The 21,903-nt window shown below is 74.4% G+C and carries 18 protein-coding genes and 1 pseudogene; 10 read left to right on the top strand and 9 right to left on the bottom strand.

All coding sequences use genetic code 11. From position 1 onward, the window contains the following. Positions 1–147: 147 nt before the first annotated feature. A complete protein-coding gene (locus ABT023_RS21640) occupies positions 148–2,982 on the bottom strand; it encodes an AAA family ATPase (protein ID WP_350888191.1) in 2,835 nt (944 codons plus the stop codon). 1,599 nt (positions 2,983–4,581) lie between these two features. Here ABT023_RS21640 and ABT023_RS21635 point away from each other — a divergent pair. Continuing rightward, complete coding sequence (locus ABT023_RS21635) at positions 4,582–5,964, top strand: AMP-binding protein (protein WP_350888190.1); 1,383 nt, start codon at positions 4,582–4,584, stop codon at positions 5,962–5,964. A 33-nt stretch (positions 5,965–5,997) separates the two neighbouring features. Here ABT023_RS21635 and ABT023_RS21630 read toward each other — a convergent pair whose 3' ends face one another. Then, complete coding sequence (locus tag ABT023_RS21630; protein WP_350888189.1) at positions 5,998–6,438, bottom strand: cold-shock protein; 441 nt, start codon at positions 6,436–6,438, stop codon at positions 5,998–6,000. 156 nt (positions 6,439–6,594) lie between these two features. On the opposite strand from ABT023_RS21630, the gene ABT023_RS21625 reads away from it, so the two are divergent. Further along, a complete protein-coding gene (locus ABT023_RS21625; protein ID WP_350888188.1) occupies positions 6,595–7,257 on the top strand; it encodes a 4'-phosphopantetheinyl transferase family protein in 663 nt (220 codons plus the stop codon). Positions 7,258–7,271: 14 nt separating this feature from the next. Here the strand turns inward: ABT023_RS21625 and ABT023_RS21620 are convergent, their stop codons facing one another. Then, positions 7,272–8,681 carry an acyl-CoA synthetase gene (locus tag ABT023_RS21620; RefSeq protein WP_350888187.1) on the bottom strand — a complete coding sequence of 470 codons (1,410 nt, stop codon included), beginning with the start codon at positions 8,679–8,681 and terminating at the stop codon, positions 7,272–7,274. Between the two features lie 263 nt (positions 8,682–8,944). Here ABT023_RS21620 and ABT023_RS21615 point away from each other — a divergent pair. The 4 genes and pseudogenes from ABT023_RS21615 to ABT023_RS21600 all read left to right on the top strand — a co-directional run. Continuing rightward, positions 8,945–9,610 (top strand): annotated as a pseudogene (locus ABT023_RS21615) (HAD-IA family hydrolase); the annotation flags it as partial. Positions 9,611–9,870: 260 nt separating this feature from the next. After that, positions 9,871–10,818: an ABC transporter ATP-binding protein gene (locus ABT023_RS21610; RefSeq protein WP_350888186.1), complete on the top strand. Its 948-nt coding sequence runs from the start codon at positions 9,871–9,873 to the stop codon at positions 10,816–10,818. Next, entirely contained in the window at positions 10,815–11,552 is a 738-nt protein-coding gene (locus tag ABT023_RS21605) for an ABC transporter permease (protein ID WP_350888185.1), read from the top strand. The genes ABT023_RS21610 and ABT023_RS21605 overlap by 4 nt, the downstream gene beginning before the upstream one ends. Positions 11,553–11,848: 296 nt before the next feature. Next, positions 11,849–12,160 (top strand): DUF5988 family protein, encoded by a 312-nt coding sequence (locus ABT023_RS21600; protein WP_350888184.1) that lies wholly within the window; start codon positions 11,849–11,851, stop codon positions 12,158–12,160. Positions 12,161–12,246: 86 nt separating this feature from the next. Here the strand turns inward: ABT023_RS21600 and recD2 are convergent, their stop codons facing one another. Beyond that, entirely contained in the window at positions 12,247–14,502 is a 2,256-nt protein-coding gene (gene recD2 / locus ABT023_RS21595) for an SF1B family DNA helicase RecD2 (RefSeq protein ID WP_350888183.1), read from the bottom strand. 125 nt (positions 14,503–14,627) lie between these two features. Then, entirely contained in the window at positions 14,628–15,143 is a 516-nt protein-coding gene (locus tag ABT023_RS21590) for a 2'-5' RNA ligase family protein (protein WP_350888182.1), read from the bottom strand. A gap of 81 nt (positions 15,144–15,224) precedes the next feature. Between ABT023_RS21590 and ABT023_RS21585 the strand changes: the two genes are divergently transcribed. Next, positions 15,225–15,734 (top strand): mycothiol transferase, encoded by a 510-nt coding sequence (locus ABT023_RS21585; RefSeq protein ID WP_350888181.1) that lies wholly within the window; start codon positions 15,225–15,227, stop codon positions 15,732–15,734. A gap of 42 nt (positions 15,735–15,776) precedes the next feature. On the opposite strand, the gene ABT023_RS21580 is transcribed toward ABT023_RS21585, so the two are convergent. Further along, complete coding sequence (locus tag ABT023_RS21580; RefSeq protein WP_350888180.1) at positions 15,777–16,826, bottom strand: NAD(P)-dependent alcohol dehydrogenase; 1,050 nt, start codon at positions 16,824–16,826, stop codon at positions 15,777–15,779. A gap of 184 nt (positions 16,827–17,010) precedes the next feature. Here ABT023_RS21580 and ABT023_RS21575 point away from each other — a divergent pair, with 184 nt between their 5' ends. From ABT023_RS21575 to ABT023_RS21565, 3 genes are all read left to right on the top strand, one after another. Continuing rightward, positions 17,011–17,469 carry a hypothetical protein gene (locus ABT023_RS21575; protein ID WP_350888179.1) on the top strand — a complete coding sequence of 153 codons (459 nt, stop codon included), beginning with the start codon at positions 17,011–17,013 and terminating at the stop codon, positions 17,467–17,469. 4 nt (positions 17,470–17,473) lie between these two features. Beyond that, complete coding sequence (locus ABT023_RS21570) at positions 17,474–18,514, top strand: polyprenyl synthetase family protein (RefSeq protein WP_350888178.1); 1,041 nt, start codon at positions 17,474–17,476, stop codon at positions 18,512–18,514. A gap of 74 nt (positions 18,515–18,588) precedes the next feature. Beyond that, positions 18,589–19,500, top strand: a complete 912-nt coding sequence (locus tag ABT023_RS21565) for a DUF72 domain-containing protein (RefSeq protein ID WP_350888177.1) — start codon at positions 18,589–18,591, stop codon at positions 19,498–19,500. Here the strand turns inward: ABT023_RS21565 and ABT023_RS21560 are convergent. The 3 genes from ABT023_RS21560 to ABT023_RS21550 form a co-directional block, all read right to left on the bottom strand. Next, positions 19,484–19,879, bottom strand: coding sequence for a hypothetical protein (locus ABT023_RS21560; protein ID WP_350888176.1), 396 nt, complete (start codon positions 19,877–19,879; stop codon positions 19,484–19,486). The two genes, ABT023_RS21565 and ABT023_RS21560, sit on opposite strands and share 17 nt — an antisense overlap. 97 nt (positions 19,880–19,976) lie before the next feature. Continuing rightward, a complete protein-coding gene (locus tag ABT023_RS21555; RefSeq protein ID WP_350888175.1) occupies positions 19,977–20,606 on the bottom strand; it encodes a hypothetical protein in 630 nt (209 codons plus the stop codon). Between the two features lie 68 nt (positions 20,607–20,674). After that, positions 20,675–21,886 carry a cellulose-binding domain-containing protein gene (locus ABT023_RS21550; RefSeq protein WP_350888174.1) on the bottom strand — a complete coding sequence of 404 codons (1,212 nt, stop codon included), beginning with the start codon at positions 21,884–21,886 and terminating at the stop codon, positions 20,675–20,677. Positions 21,887–21,903: the final 17 nt, after the last annotated feature.

Genomic DNA, 21,903 nt, shown 5'->3' with positions numbered 1-21,903 from the left:
GGAATCGGACGGGAGCACGATGGACGGTCCGTGACGACACCGTGTCTCGATGTTGCCACAACGCCGTCGCCGACACCTGTCCAGCGCGTCCACGGGCGAGCGGCAGGGGGCAGCGGGGCGAGGGGAGAAGGAGAGACGGGCGGCGGGCTAGCGCTCCGGGTCGCCCGGGGCCGACGGCGCGTCGTCGTGCCCCGTCGGGGCCGGTCCGGGGCGGCCCAGGCGCAGCCGGACGGCGAGGTCGCCGCGGGAGTTGACGTCGAGCTTGCGGTAGATCCGGGTCAGTCGCTGCTCGATGGTGCTGACCGTGAGGAAGAGCCTCTCGGCGATCTCCCGGTTGGTGTGGCCCCGCGCGGCCAGCGTGGCCACCCGCGACTCCGCGTCGCTGAGGCCGTCGACCACCACCGCCACGTCGGAGGCGACCTCGCCGGCCCCGGCGGCCCTGGTGGCGACGCTGGGCCGCAGCAGCGGGATGCCACACTCCTGAGCCAGGGTGTGGGCCGCGCGGATGGCGTTGCGCGCCTGCCGCAGGTCGCCGACCTCCTGGTAGACGTGGCCGAGGTCGATGAGGCTGTGGGCGAGTTCCGCCCGGTCCCCGCACTGGCGCAGCAGCCGGACGGCGGCGCGCAGGTGCTGGATCCGGTCCGGCCCTTCCCCCGTCGCGGCCAGGACGCGCAACGCGAATCCCCGGTACCGCACGTGCGTGGGCCGCAGCCGGGTCAGCTCCTCGCGGACCAGCTTCTCGGCCCGTTCGCGGCGGCCCATCCGCAGCAGCGCCCGGGCCGACTCGGTCCGCCAGGGGACGAGGGCGGGCAGGTCCAGCCGCCAGGACGTCATCAGCTGACCGCAGAGCTGGAAGTCGGCGAGGGCGGCCTCCGGGCTCCCCGTGGCCAGGGCGTACAGGCCGCGCGCGTGCAGGTAGTGCAGCCCGAACGGTGTCTCGAACATCGTCTGCGGCACCGGGACCTGGAGGCAGCCGGCTGCGGCGTCGAGCTCCTCCATGAGGGTGAGGACCCGCAGCCGGACGGCGAGCGGTACCCCGATCACCACGCCCCAGCCCTTGTTGGAGAGCTGGGTCAGCGCGGTGTCGGCGAGGTCCCGGGCCCGGCTCAGGTCACCGAGGCGCTCGGCGACCACCGCCTTCACGGCGGCGATCATCGCCGCCGGGGTGGGCTGCCGGTGCGCCGCCCGGGTGTCGCCCAGCTTCTCGGACCAGTCGCCGGCCAGCTCCAGCCGGTCGGCGTAGACCGTCGCGACGAGCGCACAGACGGCGGTCCACATGTTGCGCTCGTCGTCGAGGCCGATGGTGGACAGCACCCGTTCGGCGTCGTCGACCACGCCGACGTCACCCCGCTCGAGCACGGTGGTCAGCATGGTCACGCCGTGGAGCCGCCGCTTGACCTTGGCCAGGGTCAGCGGGTCCCGGACGGCCGGCGAGGGCATCGGCCGGCTGGCCGCCACCCCGGGGTAGAGGGTGGCCAGCCACCCCTTGGTGATCACCAGTGCCGCGGCGGAGCTCGGGTCGGCGCTGTCGGCCCGTTCGCCGAGGTGGTGGACGAGCTCGACGGCCTTGTCGATCTGGCCGTGCCAGAGCAGGAACTGGATGGGGCCGGCGGCCTGCCGGCTGCTCAGGTGTCCCGCCCGAACTGCGGTGGCGACGCCGAGCAGGTGGGGTACCGCGGCCTGCGGGTCCAGCATCCACTCGGCCCGGGCGAGGGCCGAGCGGATGCGGGCCCGCAGGCAGGCGTCGGCGCAGTCGCGGTTGGCCCGCCGCAGGTAGCGCAGGGCGGTGCCGGCTTCGCCGTCGAGCAGCGCCTGCTCGCCGGCGTCCAGCAGGGTCTGGGCCATCCACGGCTCGCCCAGCTCCTCGGTCCTGACCAGATGGCGCGCGATGCGCTCCGGCGCGGTGCCGTCCTCGTGCAGCAGGCAGGCGGCCTCCCGGTGCAGCCGGGCCCGTTCCTCGGCCGTCATCCCGTCGAGCACGGCCTGGACCACCGCCGGATGTCGCAGCCCGTCCGCGGTGACCAGGCCGCCGCTGGTCGACCCGTCGATCGCCCGCAGCGCCGACTCGGCGCGGACGTCGACGAGGTGGGACAGCAGGCTCCCGTGCAGCGGCTCCCCGGTCACCGCGAGCGCCCGGGCGGCCTTGAGCACCAGGTGCTCGCAGCGGTAGAGGCAGCTCAGCACGGCCTCCCGGAACGCCTCGCCCACGACTGGCCGGTCCGGGCGTTGCCCGGTGGCGGCCAGGTGGTCGTCGCTGAGCGCCCGCACCAGCAGCGGGTTGCCGCCGGTGATCTCGTGGCACTCGCCGGCGATGCGGCGGGCGGCGGGCGCGCCGATCCTGGCGGCGAGGAGTCGGTACGTCCCGTCGGCGGTGAGCAGGGGCAGCCGGATGCGGTGCAGCCGCGCGGGTTGCAGCAGCTCGGCGTACACCTCGGGGTGCCACGGCCGGGTGCGGGGCGACTCGGTGAGCACGATCAGCACGGGGAGGCCGGCGATCCGCCTCGCCGCGTAGTCCAGACAGCGCAGTGAGGGTATGTCGGCGTGGTGGGCGTCGTCGACCGCGATGACCAGGGGTGCCCGGCCGGCCAGCTCCACCAGCGCGCTGCCGAGCGCGGCAGTGGTCGGGGCGGGGCCCTCCAGGTCCCGGTCGTCGGCGTCGCCCCAGGCGAGGGCGCCCCGGTCGATCAGCCGGCCGAGGCGGTCGCGGTCGCCGTCGCCCAGCGGCGCGGCCCGGACGAGCTGACGGATGATCTCCAGCGGGACGGTGCGCTCGGCGCGGGACGCGCCGGCGGCGAGGAAGCGGACGCCGGACCCGGCGACCTGCCGGGCGAACGCCTGCAGCAGCGTGGTCTTGCCCGCGCCGACGGGGCCTGTCAGGACGGTCAACGGCCGGTCGTCGGCGAGCCGGCCGGCCGGCCGGAGCCGGTCGGCGAGCCGGTGCTCCAGGAAGGCGAGCTGGCTGCTCCGTTCGGTCAACTCCATGGCCGTGGCCTCGGAGGGAGCGCGGGGTCCGCCGACGGCGGGTGCGCCATCTTCCCAGGGCTGCCGAGGGGCCTGACGAAATCGGAGACCGGCAATTTTCGACCCATTCCCGTATAGGCGAATATAGACGGCCGTCTCATTGGGGAGGCATGCCATCGATCAACTTGACTGCATGGTGCCTCTGAATCGTGGCCCCACCAGTGTCATCGACAATTCCCGCCCCCTCGGGGCTCGCCCCCCGCTATCGACCGCCGTGCATGGTGGAGTATGTCAGTCTCGGAATTGGGCGGCAAGCCGAAAGTTGTAAAGGATAGGCAAACATCGGTTCGGTGCCGACCGGGCGGCGCCCGCCCTGCCGCACCCCGTGCAACGGAAAGTCGTCGGCCGAATTCGTAACGTGATGTGGTTTCGCGGAGCGGGCCGCTCGCGGGCGTTTTCGGCACTTGCCGAATTGGTGCGCGAGGTGTCGCGGCGTTCGGCGTCGGTGCCCGCGTCGCCGTCGCGGGTCCTCGGGCGGCGCGCCCGGCGTCCCGCCCGTCGGGGCGTCGCGGCGGGCGCGGGCGGCCCCGCGAGCGGCGGCCCCGGAGTCCGCGTTTCGTGCCCGGGGTGGCGGTTGGCGGCCCGGGCCCGGTTGGCCCGTCCGGCGCCGGGTCGTCGCCGTGCGGGAAGAACTCACAGCTCAGGGCCCCGGTCGTGTGGCTCGGCACCGAGGGGTCGGGTTGCAGGCTGGTGCACGCCGGGCGGGGGTGTGCCGCCGGCGGACTCGGGCCCCGGCCCCCGGGTGGGTGGGGCCGGCGGCGGACCGGCAGCACACCCCGGGCCCGGGGCTACCGGTGCGCCTCCCGGTTGCCGTGCGGTCGGTGCCCCGTCGGCAAAAAGTTAAAAGAATTCGCCTTTCGCTGCTGTCGCGCCCGGCCTGTGGGTGTGCGCCGGTCGCGGCCGGCCCGCGTTCGAGGACGCCGCTAACGGTGGATGAAACGGGAGGATCCGCATCGGTGACATCGCCGCACTCTTGCCCGATTCGAACCTTTAACAGCGGAAAGCGAGATAGACGTCAATTAAGAACTATGTGGCCTCAATGGTTGTCCGTCCGCCGCGTTTACGCGGTTGCCGCAGTGGCGTCCGGTGTATTTCATCGGTGCCCACGCCCCAATATTATGAAGGCCGGCCTGAATCTGCCGGCAATCCTACAGCAATGATCGTCGCCAATTATCTCCGACCTGGTCCGGACCGATCTTTCTCGAATGTGCGTCCCGACGGAATGTGTCGCCGCGGCGCCCTCGCCACACTGCCGCTCCGCCGTCGCCCCACGCCTGCCCTGCCCCTGTCCCAGTGTCGCCCCCCGAACCGGCGCGGATCGCGTCCTACCTGGCCCGTCGGCCCGTCACGCCCCGGTAGCCCGCCCGCCGGCAGCGTCGCGGGCCCGCGCGGCTAGGGGTTGTGCCAAGCGAATGGGCAGCCTAATTTCGGAGCACCCGCGCGGACGGCGGGGAAGGCCGGATATGGGGCTGCACGCACCCATGACGCGAAGGGTTCTGTGGCCGTGATGTCCCAGCCACTGCCGAGACTCCACCACGTCCCCGACAGGGGTTAACGGAGATGACACTGCTGCCGGCACTGTGCGGTCACGGTACCGACCGGGCCGACGCGGTCAGGGTCGCCGGGCGGACCCTCTCCAGCGAAGCGCTGCTCGGCTGCGTGAACGCGGTCGCCGACCGGATCCGGGGCGCCGGCGCGGTCGCCGTCGATGCGACCCCCAGCCTGGAGGCGGTGGTCGGGATGGTCGGCGCCGTACACGCGGGCGTGCCGCTGGTGCCCGTGCCGCCGGGCGCCGACGAACGGGAGCGCAGTCGCATCCTGCGCGAGGCCGGGGTGACCGTGGTCCTCGGCCGGGACCGCCCCGGCACCCTCGGCCTGCCGGCCGTCCCGATCGACCTGCGGCAGCGATCCTGGACCCGGCAGCCCGAGCCGGAGCCGGACGCCGACGCGGTGATCCTCTACACCGGAGGCACCAGCGGGCCGCCGCGCGGCGTGCGCATCTCCCGCCGGGCCATCGCCGTCGGCCTGGACCTGCTGGCCGACGCGTGGCGCTGGACCGGGGACGACGTCCTGGTCCAGGGCGCCCCGCTGTTCCGGGCGTACGGCCTGGTGGTCGGACTGCTCGGCGCGCTGAGGGTGGGCAGCCGCTTCGTCCACCTCGACCGGGAGGCCGTCGCCGGCCCGGCCGGCACCCTGTACCTGGCGGTGCCCGGGCAGTGGGCGAGGATCGCCCGGAACCGTCACTGGGCGCACACCCTCGCCGGCGCCCGACTCCTGGTCTCCGGGGACGCCCCGCTCGTACCCGCCGTGACCGAACGCCTCCGGCTGCTCACCTCGCACTCGCTCCTGCAGGGCTACGGCACCACCGAGACCCTCATCGCGCTGGCCGGGCGGGTGGACGCCCCGCCGGCCGTCGGCGCCGTCGGCGCGCCCCTGCCCGGGGTCCAGGCCCGGGTCCTGGGCCGGGACAACCTGCCGGTGCCCACCGACGGCGAGTCGGTCGGCGAGCTCAGCATCCGGGGGCCGACGCTGTTCAGCGGGTACGTCGACCGGCGTGGGCAGCGCGTTGGCGCCGACGGGTGGCACGCCACCGGCGACCTCGCGACCGTGGCGGCGGACGGGTCACACCGGATCATCGGACAGCGCCGCACGGACGTGGTGCACGGTCCCGTCCGCGTGTACGCCGGCCAGGTCGAGGAGGTGCTGCTGAGCCATCCGGGGGTCCACGACGCAGCCGTGGTCGGCATCCCGCACCCGGTCCTGGGCGAGCAGGTCACCGCGTACGTCGTCGCCGCCGAAGGGCTCACCGCCCAGGTGCTCATCGACCACGTCGGGCGGTACCTGTCGGCCTGCCAGCGGCCCCGCCGGGTGCACTTCGTCGACGAGCTGCCGCGCAGCGTGCAGGGCCGGATCAGGAAGTCGCTGCTGATCGCCGCCGGCTGAACGCGCCCGCGCCCCGGCCGGTGTGCCGGAGCGTCAGCCCTCCACCCAGCCGTGCCGCCGGGACAGCGCCAGCATCCGGGCGCGTACCGCCACGATCTGCGCGCCCGTCAGGTCCGGCACGGCGGTCAGCAGGGCCTCCGTGGTCTCCGCGAAGAAGGCCCGCTCGGAGAGCACGTCGCACAGGCCCTCCTCGTCCTCCGCGCCCGCCGGGACCTCCCGGGCGCGCACGGCACCGGCCGTGGCGCTCCGATCGGCGCCGGGGGCGGGGGCGGGGCCGATCACCCGCACCGTGAGCGCCTTCGGGCCGCGGTCGCTCTCCACCGCCTCGTACTCCACCGGCACGCCGGGCACCATCGTCCACTTGTCACCATCGACGGTGTTCGCGTGGACGAACACGTCGTCACCGCCGTCGTCCGGGGCGATGAACCCATAACCCCGCACCTCGTCGAACCGCACCACTTTGCCTCTGAGCATCGCTTTCCCGCATCCGTCCGACCACTCCGCACGCTCCGGCCACCCGGGCCGGCATGCCACAGACTGGCAGGCACCCCGGGCGGCGGGCACCCGTACCTTACCCCTATCGACCACCCGGAGGGCGGCACGGCGGCCCGGCGCACCTACCATCGGCGGGTGATCGAGCAGATCCTGCCCCCCTCCGTGGCCGTGGCCGAGTCCTTCGACGATCCCGCCGGGCTGACCCTGTTCCCCGAGGAGGAGGCGCTCGTCGCGAACTCGGTGCAGAAGCGGCGCCGGGAGTTCACCACCGTGCGGCACTGCGCCCGCCGGGCGCTCGGTGAGCTGGGCGTCGAGCCGGTGCCGATCGTCTCCGGCGCGCGCGGCGCCCCGATCTGGCCGGCCGGGATCGTCGGCAGCATGACCCACTGCGACGGCTACCGGGCGGCCGTCCTCGGCCGGGCGGCGGCGTTCGCCACCCTCGGGGTGGACGCGGAGCCGCACGCGCCGCTGCCCGAGGGGGTGCTCGACGCGATCGCCCTGCCGGCCGAGCGGACCCGCACGGCCGCACTGGCCGCCGCCCGTCCCACGGTCTGCTGGGACCGCCTGCTGTTCAGCGCCAAGGAGTCGGTGTACAAGGCGTGGTTCCCGCTCACCGGCCGGTGGCTGGACTTCGCCGAGGCGGACATCGTCGTCGACCCGGGCGGGACCTTCGTGGCCGAGCTGCTGGTGCCCGGCCCGGTGCTGGGCGGCGTGCCGGTGACCGCCTTCACCGGCCGGTTCCTGGTGGGCCGGGGCCTGGTGCTCACCGCGATCAGCATCCCGACACCCACCGCCTGAGCGGAGCTGCCCGGTCAGTCGGCCGTCAGCCTCGTCTTCTGCACCTTGCCCAGGGCGTTGCGGGGCAGCGCGTCGACGAGCCGCACCTCGCGGGGGCGCTTGTGCGCGGACAGTTGGCGGGCCACGAAGTCGATCAGCTCGGGCCCGTCCACCCCGTCGCCCACCACGTACGCCGTGACCTGTTGGCCCAGGTCCGGGTGCGGGGTGCCGACCACGGCGGCCTCCCGGACGCCGGGGTGCGCCAGCAGGGCGTCCTCCACCTCGCCGGCGCCGATCCGGTAGCCGCCGCTCTTGATCAGGTCGGTGGCGGCCCGGCCGACGATCCGGTGCCAGCCGTCCGGGTCGACGGTGGCCACGTCCCCGGTGCGGAACCAGCCGTCCGGGGTGCGGGTCGCCGCGTCGGCGTCCGGCCGGTTCAGGTACCCGTCGAAGAGGGTGGGCCCGCACACCTGGAGCTCGCCCATCGCCGCGCCGTCGGCGGGCAGCGCCGCGCCGTGCTCGTCGACCACCCGGGTACGCACGCCGGGCAGCGGCACCCCGACCGTTCCCGGCCGGCGGGGCCCGTCGGCGCGGGCGCTGACCGTGATCAGCGTCTCGGTCATCCCGTACCGCTCGACCACCCGGTGGCCGGTGAGCGTGGCGAGGTCGGCGAAGACCGTCGCCGGCAGGGCCGCGCTGCCCGAGACGAGCAGCCGTGCCGGGCGCAGCGCCCGCGCCGCGTCGGGGTCGGCGGCGATCCGGGACCACACGGTGGGCACGCCGAAGTAGACGGAGCCGGCCGCCGCCGCGTACCGGTCGGGGCGGGGGCGGCCTACGTGGTGCAGCCGGCTGCCCAGCCTCAGCGGCCCGAGCACGCCGAGCACGAGCCCGTGCACGTGGAACAGTGGCAGGCCGTGCACCAGCAGGTCGTCCGGGGTCCAGGACCAGGCGTCGGCGAGGCCGTCCAGGCAGGCGGCGACCGCCGCCCGGGAGATCACCGCGCCCTTCGGGGCCCCGGTCGTGCCGCTGGTGTAGAGGATCAGCGCGGTGCCGGCCGGGTCCGGCTCCGGGTGGACGGTGTCCGACCCGCGGGTCGGGTCGACCGGGACCACCGGCGGGCCGGAGTCGTCGGCCGGCTGCGGGCCGTTCGCCGGGACGAGCTGCGCCGCCGCGCCCGAGTCGCGCAGGATGTGCTCGCGCTCCATCGGCCCGGCGTCCGGCGGCACCGGTACGATCGCCGCGCCGGCGGTCAACGCGCCCACCACCGCGACCACCGTCTCCAGGGTGGCGGTGGCCTCGACGGCCACCCGGTCGACGCCGCGCAGCTCGTCGGCGACCGCTGCGGCCCGGCGGCGCAGCTCCACCCAGGACAACGCCCGTTCGTCGACCCGGACCGCGCCCGGGCGTTCGTCGTCGGACTCTGCCAACCAACGCAGCAACGTCATGCCCTGCGCCCCTCTCCAGCGGCTCGGATCCGGCGCCGCCCGGCGCGCCGGGAGCCGACGCCACGCCGGACCGTCGCCGGCCCGCCGGCCCGACCGGATCGCCGGTAGGGTTCGCGTGGGCGTCGGCGGGGTGCGCGTCGTCGCCGGAGGCCCGGCACGGCGGGTCCCGGGACGAACCGACCGTAGTCGGGGCGCCCCCGGCCCGGCCACCCCTACCGGCCGCCGCCGGCCGTGTCGTCGACATTCCTCAGGAGGTGCCGCCGGTGACCGGTGAGGCGGGAGACCGGCGGGACGCGTCCGGCCCGGTCCGGGCGGTCGTGTTCGACCTCGACGGCGTGCTGGTGGACAGCCTGGCCGTGGCCCGGGAGGCGTTCGCCCTCGCGTACGCCGAGGTGGTCGGCGACGGGGCGGCGCCGGTCGAGGAGTACTGCCGGCACCCGGGCCGGTACCTGCCGGAGGTGCTGGAGCTGCTGGGCCTGCCGGCGGCGATGGCCGGCCCGTTCGTCCGGGAGAGCAGCCGGCTGGCGCACCGGGTGACGCCGGTCGACGGGGTGGTCGAGCTGCTCGGCGTCCTGCGCGGGCGGGGGCTGGGCCTGGCCGTGGCCACCGGCCGCAGCGGGAAGCGGGCCCGGGACCTGCTCGACGGGCTCGGCATGCTGCCGCTGGTCGATCACGTCGTCGGCGCGGACGAGGTGCCCCGGCCGAAGCCGGCCCCGGACATCGTGCGGCGGGCGCTGGAGCTCCTCGGGGTGGGCCCCGGCGAGGCGGTGCTGCTCGGCGACGCGCCCGCCGACCTGGTCAGCGCGCGGGCCGCGGGGGTGGTGGCGGTCGCCGCGTTGTGGGGTGAGTCGGACCGGGAGGTCCTGCTCGCCGCCGGCCCCGACGCCGTGCTGGGCCGCCCGACGGATCTGCTGCCGCTCTGCCCGTCACCCGGTCCCGGGTCGTCCACCGCCCGGCCCGGCTCGGCGACGGGCACGCGCGGTGACCGCCGGGCACCCCTGTCGGGCCGGTCGGCCCCGGATGACACCCCGGTTCGTCAGCCGATGGGTTGATTCGTGATTCAGATCCCCGGATGATGTCCGGCGTCGGTCGCCGCCGCGTGGACCGATTCCGCGTACCGCAACACGCCGCGATCCCAGAGGGTCCCGCCCTCCCGACGGCAACCCGCACGTGACGGAGGACGACGCCAATGCCGGTCATCGAGGTGGAGCACCTGCACAAGCGGTACGGGGAGAAGGTGGCCGTCGACGACGTGTCCTTCACCGTCGAGCAGGGTGAGATCTTCGGCGTGCTCGGGCCGAACGGGGCGGGCAAGACGACCACCGTCGAGTGTGTGCAGGGGCTGCGCCGCGCCGACGGCGGCTCCGTGCGGGTGCTCGGACTGGATCCGATCCGGGACCGCACCGAGGTGCGCCAGCGCGTCGGCGCCCAGTTGCAGGAGAGTCAGCTCCCCGACAAGCTGCGGGTCCGCGAGGCGCTGGATCTCTACCGCTCCTTCTACCGCCAGAAGGCCGACATCGACGAGCTGCTCGCCGACCTGGGCCTGACCGAACAGCGCAACACCGCCTTCCACAAGCTCTCCGGTGGGCAGAAGCAGCGGCTCTCGGTGGCCCTGGCGCTGGTCGGGCGCCCCGAGGTGGCCATCCTCGACGAGCTGACCACCGGCCTGGACCCGCAGGGCCGGCGGGACACCTGGGACCTGGTCGAGCGGATCCGTGACCGGGGCGTCACCGTCGTGCTGGTCACCCACTTCATGGAGGAGGCGGAGCGGCTCTGCGACCGGCTGGCCATCATCGACACCGGCCGCATCGTAGCCATCGACACCCCCTCCGGCCTGCTCACCCGCGTCGGCACCGAGCACCGGGTGCACTTCCGCCCGCTCGACGGGCTGGACGACTCGCTGCTCGCCGCCCTGCCCGAGGTGACCGGGGTCAGCCGCAGCGGCGACGAGGTGACCGTGACCGGCCCGGAGGAGGTGCTCCAGTCGGTGCTCGCGGCGCTGACGGAGCACAAGGTCCGGTACGCCGCCCTCCGGGTCGAGCAGCCCACCCTGGACGACGCCTTCGTCTCGCTCACCGGTCGCCGCGCCGGCCGGGACGCCGCCACCCAGCCGCCGACCGACAAGAGGCCCTCGTGAACGCCCTGACCAAGCTCATCGCCGTCGAGATGAAGCTGTTCGTACGCGAACCGGTGTCGCTGTTCTTCGTCTTCGTCCTGCCGATCGGCCTGATGCTCGTCTTCGGGCTGCCCCAGCGGGGATCGTCCACCCAGGCCGCCGGGCAGCACGGCGAGCTGACCTTCCTGCCGGCGCTCGCCCTGGCCCTCACCATCGGCATGCTGGCGCTGTTCACCCTGCCGATGGCGCTGGGCGTCTACCGCGAGCGGCGGGTGCTGCGCCGGCTCGCCACCACCCCGGTCCACCCGGGAATGCTGCTGGTCGCGCAGGTCGTGGTGAACCTGGTGATGGGGGTGGCCGGCGCGGTGGTGACCGCGATCGGCGTGCGGTTCCTGCTGGACCAGTCGTCCCCGGCGAACATGCCCGGCTTCGTGCTGGCCTTCCTGCTCGGCGTGGCGAGCCTGTTCGCCATCGGCCTGCTCATCGCGGCGCTCGCGCCGTCGGCCCGGGCGGCGCAGTCCATCGGTCCGGCGCTGTTCTTCCCGCTGCTCTTCCTCGCCGGGGCCTGGCTGCCCCGCGACCAGATGCCGACCGTGCTGGCCCGCATCGGCGACTACTCGCCGCTGGGGGCCACGGTGGACACTCTCGCCGCCTCGTGGGCCGGCGACAGCCCGGCGCTGTCGCAGCTCCTCGTCCTGGCGGCCACCGCGGTGCTCGGATCCGTGCTGGCCACCCGCTTCTTCCGCTGGGAGTGACGAGAGCGCCCGGCGGGCCTGCCGGGCGTTGAGCGACGGGCCCTTCCCGCCCGGGTGGCGGGCAGGGCCCGTCCCGTCTGCGCCGCCCCGCTCCGGCTAGGGGTCGTTAAGGGTGTCCGGGGATTGTGACCTGGATTACTTTCTACCTCAACGAGCCGGTCACCAAGGGCGCGGGAGGGCGTTCTCCCGTCACCCGTTCCGTGTCCGCGGAACGGGGTGTCGCCCCCGCCGGTGACCCGCGCCGCGCCGACGACTCACGCGTCCGGGGCGGCGCGACGAACGACGGAGGTCGTGCGATGACAGATTCTTCCGATTCCGCCACCGTTGTCCGGACGGCGGACCGGATCGTCAACGATGACGACCGGAGTGCCTGGTCGGCGCGGGTGCCGATCGGCGGGGACGCCGCCAGCATCATCGACGTGGTGCTGGAGGGCGGCCCGACCGATCTCCCCGCCGAGCAGCGCAACCACCGGATCTCCCTGGCAGAGGACAAGATCAAGGTAAGCCACTACGGCGGGTACGAGCACTTCGAACGGGACTCGGTCAGGATCGCCGACGAACTGCCCGTGGTCTTCCGCTGGACCGGCCGCACCAGGATCGCCGAGTAGCGCGAGGGCAGCGCCGGGCGGTCGTCGGTGACCCGCGGAACCGGGTGCGCCGGGCGGCCCGGCGCGGTCCGGCCGCCGCCCCGGGCTCAGGCCCGGTCGGGGGAGAGCCGGTGGGTGAGCGCGGTGTGCCGCCGGCCGGTGCCCGCGGTACGCACCGCGATGGCGAGCGCCTTGCGCGACCCGGCCAGCACCACCAGCTTCCGGGCCCGGGTGACCGCGGTGTAGAGCAGATTCCGTTGCAGCATCGTGTACGCGCTCATGGTCACCGGCACCACCACCGCGGGATACTCGCTGCCCTGCGACCGGTGCACTGTGATGGCGTACGCGTGCTGCAACTCGTCGAGCTCGTGGAACTCGTAGCCCACGTCCTCGTCCTCGTCGGTGCGTACGGTCAGCGTCTGGTCGTCCAGGTCCAGGGCGGTGACCACCCCCACCGTGCCGTTGAACACCCCGGCCGCGCCCTTGTCGTAGTTGTTGCGGACCTGGATCACCTTGTCGCCGATCCGGAACACCCGGCCGCCGTGCCGCCGCTCCGGGGCGCCGTCGCGGTGCGGGGCGATCGCCTGTTGCAACAGGGTGTTCAGGTTGCCGGCGCCGGCCGGGCCGCGCAGCATCGGGGTGAGCACCTGCACGTCGCGGGGGCGCAGGCCGAACCGGCGCGGGATCCGCCGGGCCACGATGTCGACCACCTGCTCGGCGGTGATCTCCGGTTCGTCGCTGGGGAACAGGAAGAAGTCGGGGTGCTCACCGAACACCGGGGCCTGGCCGGCGTTGATCCGGTGCGCGTTGACCACCACCCCGGACTCCTGCGCCTGCCGGAAGATGCGGGTGAGGCGGACCCGGGGCACGGTGTCGGCGGCCAGTACGTCGCGCAGCACCTCGCCGGCGCCGACCGAGGGCAACTGGTCGACGTCGCCGACGAGCAGCAGGTGCGCGCCGGGCGGGATCGCCTTGACCAGCTTGTTGGCGAGGATCAGGTCGAGCATGGACGCCTCGTCGACCACCATCAGGTCGGCGTCGAGCGGGTTGTCCCGGTCGAAGGTGGCGTCCCCGCCGGGGCGGAGCTGGAGCAGCCGGTGCACGGTGGTGGCCGGGTGGCCGGTCAGCTCGGTGAGCCGCTTCGCCGCCCGGCCGGTGGGCGCGGCCAGCACGATCTTCGCCCTCTTCGCCGCGGCCAGCTCGATGATCGACCGCACGGTGAACGACTTGCCGCAGCCGGGACCGCCGGTCAGCACGGCCACCCGGGAGGTCAGCGCCAGCCGTACGGCCTGCTCCTGCTCCGTCGCCAGCTCGGCCCCCGTGCGGGCCCGCAGCCAGGCCAGCGCCCTGGGCCAGTCCACGTCGGCGAAGGCCGGCATCCGGTCCACCGGGTCGCGCAGCAGCCGGACCAGGCTCGCCGCGAGGGCCGACTCGGCCCGGTGGAAGGGCACCAGGTAGACCGCCGGGATGACGGCGCCCTCGTTGCGCCGGTTCGGCACCGCCTCGCGGACCACGCCGTCCTCGGTGGCCACCAGGTCGGCCAGGCCGGCGGCGACCAGTGTCGCCGGCACCTCCAGGATCGCGGCGGCGTCGGCGACCAGGTTCGGCTCGGGCAGGTAGCAGTGCCCGCCGTCGGCGGCCTCGGAGAGGGTGTAGCGGATGCCGGCGCGCACCCGCTGGGGGCTGTCGTGCGGGATGCCCACGGCCTTGGCGATGCTGTCGGCCGTCCGGAACCCGATGCCCCACACGTCGGCGGCCAGCCGGTACGGGTCGTCGCGCACCACCGTGATCGACGAGTCGCCGTACTGCTTGAAGATGCGCACGGCGTGCGAGGTGGAGACGCCGACGCCCTGGAGGAAGATCATCACCTCCTTGATGGCCTTCTGCTCCTGCCACGCCGCGCCGATCGCCGCGGTGCGCTTGCGGCCCAGGCCGTGCACCTCGACCAGCCGGCCGGGTTCCTCCTCGATGACCCGCAGGGTGTCCACGCCGAACGCGGCCACGATCCGGGCCGCCATCTTCGGGCCGATTCCCTTGATCAACCCCGAGCCCAGGTAGCGCTCGATGCCCTGCACCGTCGCGGGCAGCACGGTGGTGCAGTGCTGCACCTCGAACTGCCGCCCGTAGCGCGGGTGCGAACCCCACCGGCCGACCAGCCGCAGCCGCTCCCCGGGCTGCGCGCCGGGCAGTGGGCCGACGACGGTGAGCAGGTCGTCGCCGGAGCGGTCGGTGGCGACCCGGGCGATGGTGTACCCGGTCTCCTCGTTGGTGTAGGTGATGCGCTCCAGCACCGCCTCGAGCACGCTGCCCCGCACCGGGGCGGCCGCGGTGTCGGCGGTCGGCGCGGACGGGTCGGCGGACATCGTGACGATGATGGCAGACCTCCCGTCCGGGGTGCCGTGGTGGCCCGCCGGCCCGTCCGGGGCGGGTCTGCGGCCGGCAGCGGGCGATCGGGACGGTGCGCCGCGCCTGCGGGCGACCGCGCCGGTCAGGGCAGCGGCCGGCAGACGCCCCGGGCGTGGTCGGTGACCGCCGCGCCGACCACGGTCGCCTCCAGCGGCAGCACCTCCAGGCAGCGCCGCACCGCGGCGGCCATCAGCGCGTTGGGCACCCGCATGGACAGCGTGCAGTGCGGCACCCAGTGCCCCGGCCGGTAGTGTTCGGCCAGTCCGACGCCGGCGGCGGCGAGCCGGCCGTGCACGAGCGCGTGGTGGGCCAGCAGCTCGGCGTGGGGGGCCGGCCCGAGCCACAGCACCCGCCCGACGAACTGCCCGGCGTGCTGGAACGTCAGCCGCAGCGGCGCCGCCACCACCGTGCCGGCGAGGGCCGCGGCGACCTGCTCCGGGTCCAGCCGCGGGGCCACCGCCAGCGACACGTGCGGCCGGTGCCGCCGCTCCAGCAGGGAACGCATGCTCTGCACCCCCTCGGACTCCAGCGCGTCCCACAGCACCCGGATGCGCCGGGTGGCGTCGGTGTCCAGATACAGCTCCAGTGCCGCGACCACGCCGATCACCCTAGGGCCCGAGGTTTGCCGACCCGCTGACGCGGTACTGCTTCGGGAAAGTCCAGTGTCGAGGAGGACCGGGTGGACGTGAGTGATGTGCTGACCGAGACCTACGGCCGGCTTCCCGGGCTGGTCCGCGGTGCCGTCGACGGCCTGTCGCCGGAGCAGTTGCGCCGGGCGCCGGCAACCGGCGCGAACCCGGTGGGCTGGCTGGTGTGGCACCTGACCCGGATCCAGGACCACCACGTCGCCGACCTGCTCGACGCGGAGCAGGTGTGGGTCACCGGGGGCTGGGCGGGCCGGTTCGGGCTGCCCGCCGACCCGGACGACGTCGGCTTCGGGCACACCCCGGAGCAGGTCGCCACCGTCCGGCCGGAGAACGCCCAGGCGCTGCTCGACTACTTCGACGCGGTCGCCCGACGGACCCGGGGGCTCCTCGCCGGGCTGCGGCCGGCGGACCTGGACCGGGTGGTCGACGAGGCGTGGGACCCGCCGGTGACCCTCGGGGTCCGGCTGGTCAGCGTCGTCGAGGACGACCTCCAGCACGTCGGTCAGGCCGCATACGTGCGCGGCCTGCTCGGGGCGGACTGACCGCCGGGTGGGGCCGCCCGCCGTGCGCGGCCCCACCCGCGGTCACGGCACGATGACGGCGCGGCCCTCCAGGGACCCGTCCCGCATCTGCCGGTACGCGTCGACCGCGTCGTCCAGCCCGAACGTGGTGACCTTCGGCCGGATCAGCCCGCGCGCGCCGAGGTCGAGCACCTCGATCAGCTCGGGCCGGCTGCCCCAGTACGTGCTCTGGATGCTGAGCTCGTACGGCACGGAGAAGAACGAGACCGGCAGCGTGCCGCCGCCGATGCCGACGACGGTGAGGTCCCCGACGGTGCGGGCGGCGGCGGCGCCGAGCGCCATCGTGGCGTCCACGCCGACGAAGTCCAGGACGACGTCCGCGCCCCGGCCGCCCGGGGTGGCCTGACGGATCTCCTCGGCGGTCCGGTCGCCGGAGCGCAGCGTCAGGTCGGCCCCGTACTCCTCGGCGAGCTTCAGCGCGTCGGCGCGGGTGTCCACCGCGATCACCCGGGCCGCCGTGGTGGCCTTGAGGATCTGCACGCCGACGTGCCCGAGCCCACCGACGCCGATCACCACGGCGGTGCTGTCCGGCGGCAGTTTGTGCCACGACCGCCGGACGGCGTGGTACGGGGTGAGGCCGGCGTCGGTCAGCGGCGCCGCCTCCACCGGGTCGAGGCCGGCGGGCAGCGGCACGATGTGCCGGGCGTCCGGGACCAGCTCGTACTCGGCCATGCCGCCGTCCAGGCCGAGCCCGCCGCCCCCGCCCGGCACGGGCGCCCCGGCCGGGTTCTCGCAGTACGGGTCCACGCCGACCCGGCAGCGGGCACAGGCGCCGCAGCCCCACGGGCCGTAGACGGCCACCGGCTGGCCGACCTCCAGGCCGGTCACCCCGGCGCCGAGGGCGTGCACCCAGCCCGCGTTCTCGTGGCCGAGGGTGAACGGCGGGTTCCAGGGGACCGCGCCGGCCTCGAAATCGTGCATCAGGTGCAGGTCGGAGTGGCAGGCACCGGCACCGCCGATCTTCACCACCACCTGGCCCGGGCCCGGCGTGGGCTCGGGCACCTCGACCAGTTCGGGTTCGGACTTCCATCTCGGCAACCGCAGCGCGCGCATCCGTGTCTCCCGTTCTCCGCGTCGGGCATCTGCCCGGTGACCTGCCCTTTCAGCGCCCGAACAAACGGGCGGCGGCCACGAGAGCCGCCGCCCGTCCGGCCGGGTCGGCATCCTTACAGTCCGCCGCCTCGCCTCCCCTTCGGTGCGAGACTCCGCCTCAGGCAACGTCGGTGAAGGAGAAGCCATGTCAGACCCGAACGCGCAGACCAGAGGCTCCGACGACCGGTTCGACCGGGTCGGTGAGACCCTCTCGGAGGCGGTGACGCGGGCGGCGTCCGTGCTGGAGGAGGAGCTGGCCGGGGGCGTCGACAGCGCCCGGCGGCTCACCGAGCGGCTCACCGCGGACCGCCGGGTCGACCCGGCGGCGTTCGACGAGGTGGTGGGGCGGGTCCGCAAGGACACCCACGCCCTGATCGACATGGTGGTCGGCCAGCTTCCCGCCCCGGCCTCCGGCGACGACCTCACCCGCCGGTACGCGGCGGACGCCCACGACGCGCTGGACAGCCTCCTCGACCTCGCCCGGCTCACCCCCGAGTTCGCCAACGGGCTGCTCGACCGGGTCTCCGCCGGCACCCGCCGGGACGGGAAAGACCCGGTGGCCGCCCCCGGCGCCGAGCCGGGCGCGCCCACCGACGGCCGCTGAGCCGGTGACCGCCACCGTGACCGACGGCCCGGTCGACACGCTGCTCGCGCGCTACCGGGCCCGCACCATGGCCACCCTGCTGGCTGAACTGCCCACCGGCGGGCCCCGGTATCTGTACGACCTGGTGGCCGACTACCCCGGCCGGTCGGGCAAGGGGTTGCGGGCGGCGCTGTGCGTGGCGACCTGCCGCGCGTTCGGCGGCACCGACGACGACACCGTGGTGAACGTCGCCGCCACCGTCGAGCTGTTCCACAACGGGTTCCTCATCCACGACGACATCCAGGACGGCAGCGAGCAGCGTCGTGGCGCCCCCACCCTGTCGGCCCGCTACGGGGTTCCGGTGGCGCTGAACGTCGGCAACATGACGAACCTGCTCGCCCTGGAGCGGCTGCTGGCCAACCGGGACCTCCTCGGCTCCGGCACGACCTGGGAGCTGGTCGAGCAGACCCGGTTGATGCTGCGCCACTCCCTGGAGGGGCAGGCCATCGAGGTCGGCTGGATCCGGGACAACGTCTGCGACCTCACCCCGGACGACTACTACCGGATGTGCCTGAAGAAGACCTCCTGGTACACGTGCGTGTATCCGTGCCGCACCGGCATCCTGGCCGTCGGCGACGGCCGGCCCGGGATGGACCGGCTCGACCGGTACGGCTGGTTCCTCGGCGCGGCCTTCCAGATCCAGGACGACGTGCTCAACCTCGTCGGTGACTACGCCCGATACGGCAAGGAGATCTCCGGCGACCTGTGGGAGGGCAAGCGGACGCTGATCCTGATCGACTACCTCGACCGGTGCACCCCGGCCGAGCGGGAGCGGACGGTGCGCTTCCTCGGTGCCGCCCGCGCCGCGCGGACCGTCGCGGAGGTGCGCTGGCTGCACCGCCGGCTGCTCGCGTACGACAGCGTGGCGGCGGCCCAGGGCCAGGCCCGGGACCTGGCCGACGCCGCGCGCACGGAGGCCGCGGCGGCGCTGGGCGAGCGGGCGGACTCCGAGGACGGCCGGTTCCTGCTCGCCCTCGCCGACTACGTCGTCGACCGGTCCCGGTGAGCTGCGGGCGGTCGGCCGGCGCGACGGCGCCGCTCCGGTTGCCGATCCGGGCGGGGCGCGGTCCACTGATCCACATGGGCGAGATCAAGGTGGGCACGTCGTCATGGGCCGACCGGATGCTGCTGGGCTCCGGCTGGTACCCCCGCTCGGTCAACACCCCCGCCGGCCGCCTGCGCCACTACGCCGAGCGGTTCGCACTGGTCGAGGTGGACACGTCCTACTACGCGGTGCCGACGCCGGAGACCACCGCAGGCTGGGTTGCCGCCACCCCGCCCGGGTTCACCTTCGACGTCAAGGCGTTCAGCCTCTTCACCGGCCACCCCACCCCGGTCGCGGCGCTGCCCCGGGACCTGCGACCGGCCGGCGGCCCGTTCCGGATCCGGTGGCGGGACCTGCCCGCCGGGGCGTACGACGAGCTGTGGAGCCGGTTCCGCGCGGCGCTGGAGCCGATCGCGGCGGCCGACCGGCTCGGCGCGGTGCTGCTCCAGTTCCCGCCGTGGCTGGCCCGCAGTGCCGCGGCGGAGCGGCGGATCGTCGCCACCGCCGAGCGGCTGCGGCCGTGGCGGGTGAGCGTGGAGCTGCGGCACGGCTCGTGGTTCACCGAGGACGCCGTCCTGGGCACGCTTGCCCTGCTGCGTGAGCACGACCTCTCCTACGTCTGCGTGGACATGCCGCAGGGGTTCGTCTCGTCGGTACCGCCGATCCTGGTCGCCACCGCCGCACCGGCCGTGGTCCGCTTCCACGGCCACAGCGCCGCCTGGGAAGGCGGCGACAAACAGGACAAGTACCGGTACGCCTACGGCGAGCGCGAGCTGCGGAACTGGTCGCGGCTGCTGGTCGAGCTGGCCGACGCCGGCGACGAGCTGCACGTCCTGTTCAACAACTGCTGCGGCGACCAGGCCCAGCGCGACGCCGCCCGCCTGGTGGAGGTCCTGGCGGAGGCGGGCGTGCCGGCCGGTGGGACGCCGGTCAGCCGCGCCGGTTGATCCCCTCCGGGTGCATCCCGGTCGCCTCCTCCAGCGCGTTGTCCGGCAGGTCCCCGCCGGCACTGTCGTTCGGGAACGCGCGCCGCGACGGCGCCGGGTCGGGCGGCGCCCCCGGACCCGCCTCGGCGACCGGCCTGTCCTCGACGTTGCCGAACCCGTGCCGCCCCGCGGGCCCGGTGGGCTCGGCGGGCGCGCCGGCCCGCCGGTCGCCGAGGCTCCCCTGCGGTACGGCGGTCTCCTCGCTGCCCTCGTCCATCGGGGAGTCCTCGCCGGCCCCCCACGGCGGGCCGGCGTCGAACCCGTCGCTGGTGCCGAAGGGGGCGGCGGACCCAGGTCCGCGTTCGTCCCCGCCGTTCGTCGATCCGTCCCTGCTCGTCATGGCCACCTCGCTGGTCGGGTCGGTGCTGCGGGCGCTGACTGCCCGCCTGCGCGCCGCCCGTGCCCACCGGTCCGGCCGGGCACGGGCGGCGCGGTGGTCAGCGGCCGGACATCGCCATGTGCCGCCTGGCGGCGCCCATGGCGGCCACCTTTCCCATCGCCCTGGGCGCGCCGGCCAGCCCACCCGCGCGCCCGAGCAGGCCCCGAAAGACCTGCCCCGGCTTCTGCTGCTCACCCATGTACGCGCTGACCACCACCAGCGCGCCGGTGAGCGCCGGGACGGCCCACTGGAGCAGCTTCAGCTGTCGCTGGCAGGAGGCCACGTTGGTCGGCGTCTGCGGGTTCGGCTCGGTCGTCCCCTCGACGGACGGGCCGCCCGCCTTCTCCAGCCGCATGCCGAGCAGCCGGCTGTACCCGGTTACCGCGAGCGCGGCGACCGTGAGGGCCGTCTTCACCGTGCTGATCCGGGCCACCCCCGCCTGGGCGAGCACCCGGGGGCTCTCGGTCGTCAGCTCGCCGACCGCGCCGGCCAGGTGCGCGCCGATCGCCGCCGCGTTGACCGGGGTCCACCGGGCCCACCCGGCCGAGGCCACCGGCAGTCGCTGGGTCGAGTCGTTGATCTGTGCCGCCGCGCCGTTGACGCCGAGCGCTCCCATCAGGGAGCCGCCGAACCAGGCAGCCAGGCCCAGGTCGTGCATCGAGCGCAGTGCGGTGTGCCGTTCGGACATCTGATCCCCTTCCACGGTACTGGCGGTGCGGCATACCCGCCGATCGGGCAAGTACGCACCGTGACCGGTCAGAGGCCGTAGCGGCTCTTCAGGTGGCGCCACCAGTCGCGGAACATCCACTTGTCGAACTCGGTGACGGTCGCCGCGCTGCCGGCCTTCATCAGGAAGCCGCCGACGCCGGTGGGCGTCCAGTCGTAGAAGTCGTCGAGCCCGAAGGTATGGCCGATCTCGTGCAGCAGGACGTGCATCGAGTCGGTGCCCAGGTTGGCCATGAAGTACTCGCGGCCCACCCGCTGGCCCCAGTCGCCGCCCGCGCCGCCGCCGAACCCGTCGGCCAGCCACAGGGACTGGTCGTAGTGGTGGCCGGCCCCGCCGGGGCAGTTCGGGTACTGGCCGCCCTGGTTGAAGAACCGGCCGCAGGGCTCGGCGCACTGCGGGGCGTTCTCGCGGATGTCGTTGACGTAGACGTCGACGGAGTTGTCCGACCACTGCAACTGGCTGCGGTCGCGGACCGCCCAGCCGACGACCCTGACCGGCACGTCGCCGTACGGCCAGCCGTTGTGGCCGACCATGACGTCCGTCCACTTCTTGTACTGCCGGGAGAGCGCGGCGTGGATCTGGTCGCGCTGGGCGGCGGTGACCGTGGCGCCGGAGTCCCAGCGCACGCAGAAGTTGAGGTAGCCGCGGTTGGCGGAGACCTGGTCCCAGCCGTAGTTACGGAAGCCGTACAGGTTGGTGTAGGTGCTCTCCTGGTGGGCCCACACCTCGTTGAGCGGGGTCACCAGGTGCGCCGGCGGGCTCCACCCGGAGCTGGGCGGCGCAGTGGTCGGCGCCGGAGTGGTGGGGCCGGGCGTCGGGGTGCCGGCGCACGTCACGCCGTTGACGGCGAAGGACGCGGGGGCCGGGTTGCTCGCCGCGTTCCAGGTGCCGTTGAAGCCGAACGTGGCGCCGCCCCCGGTGGGCAGGTTGCCGTTGTAGCCGACGTTCGTCGCCGTGACCCGGGCGCCGCTCTGGGAAGCGGTCGCGTTCCATGCCTGGGTGACGGTCTGCCCGGCGGTGAAGGACCAGGTCAGCGTCCAGCCGGTGAGGGGATCGCCGAGGTTGGTCACGGTGACGTTCGCGCCGAAGCCGCCGGACCACTGATTGGTGACCTGGTAGTCGACGCGGCAGCCGCTGGCCGCGGCCTGGGCGCCGGTGACCGCGAGGCCCGCGCCGGCCGCGGTGACGAGGGCGGCAACGACGGCCGTCACCAGCCGGGCGCCTGTTCGGGACAGTGTCATGGCTCGTCCTCCGCCTG

This window comes from Micromonospora sp. NPDC002296, from assembly GCF_040296145.1.
Lineage (GTDB): Bacteria > Actinomycetota > Actinomycetes > Mycobacteriales > Micromonosporaceae > Micromonospora.
This window is presented reverse-complemented; position numbering and strand designations above follow the sequence as displayed.

Excerpts from the sequence above, each read along its gene's own strand:
- ABT023_RS21640 (WP_350888191.1), bottom strand. The coding sequence starts at position 2,982 with ATGGAGTTGACCGAACGGAGCAGCCAGCTCGCCTTCCTGGAGCACCGG.
- ABT023_RS21635 (WP_350888190.1), top strand. The coding sequence starts at position 4,582 with ATGACACTGCTGCCGGCACTGTGCGGTCACGGTACCGACCGGGCCGAC.
- ABT023_RS21630 (WP_350888189.1), bottom strand. The coding sequence starts at position 6,438 with ATGCTCAGAGGCAAAGTGGTGCGGTTCGACGAGGTGCGGGGTTATGGG.
- ABT023_RS21620 (WP_350888187.1), bottom strand. The coding sequence starts at position 8,681 with ATGACGTTGCTGCGTTGGTTGGCAGAGTCCGACGACGAACGCCCGGGC.
- ABT023_RS21610 (WP_350888186.1), top strand. The coding sequence starts at position 9,871 with ATGCCGGTCATCGAGGTGGAGCACCTGCACAAGCGGTACGGGGAGAAG.
- ABT023_RS21600 (WP_350888184.1), top strand. The coding sequence starts at position 11,849 with ATGACAGATTCTTCCGATTCCGCCACCGTTGTCCGGACGGCGGACCGG.
- recD2 (WP_350888183.1), bottom strand. The coding sequence starts at position 14,502 with ATGTCCGCCGACCCGTCCGCGCCGACCGCCGACACCGCGGCCGCCCCG.
- ABT023_RS21580 (WP_350888180.1), bottom strand. The coding sequence starts at position 16,826 with ATGCGCGCGCTGCGGTTGCCGAGATGGAAGTCCGAACCCGAACTGGTC.
- ABT023_RS21575 (WP_350888179.1), top strand. The coding sequence starts at position 17,011 with ATGTCAGACCCGAACGCGCAGACCAGAGGCTCCGACGACCGGTTCGAC.
- ABT023_RS21565 (WP_350888177.1), top strand. The coding sequence starts at position 18,589 with ATGGGCGAGATCAAGGTGGGCACGTCGTCATGGGCCGACCGGATGCTG.
- ABT023_RS21560 (WP_350888176.1), bottom strand. The coding sequence starts at position 19,879 with ATGACGAGCAGGGACGGATCGACGAACGGCGGGGACGAACGCGGACCT.
- ABT023_RS21555 (WP_350888175.1), bottom strand. The coding sequence starts at position 20,606 with ATGTCCGAACGGCACACCGCACTGCGCTCGATGCACGACCTGGGCCTG.
- ABT023_RS21550 (WP_350888174.1), bottom strand. The coding sequence starts at position 21,886 with ATGACACTGTCCCGAACAGGCGCCCGGCTGGTGACGGCCGTCGTTGCC.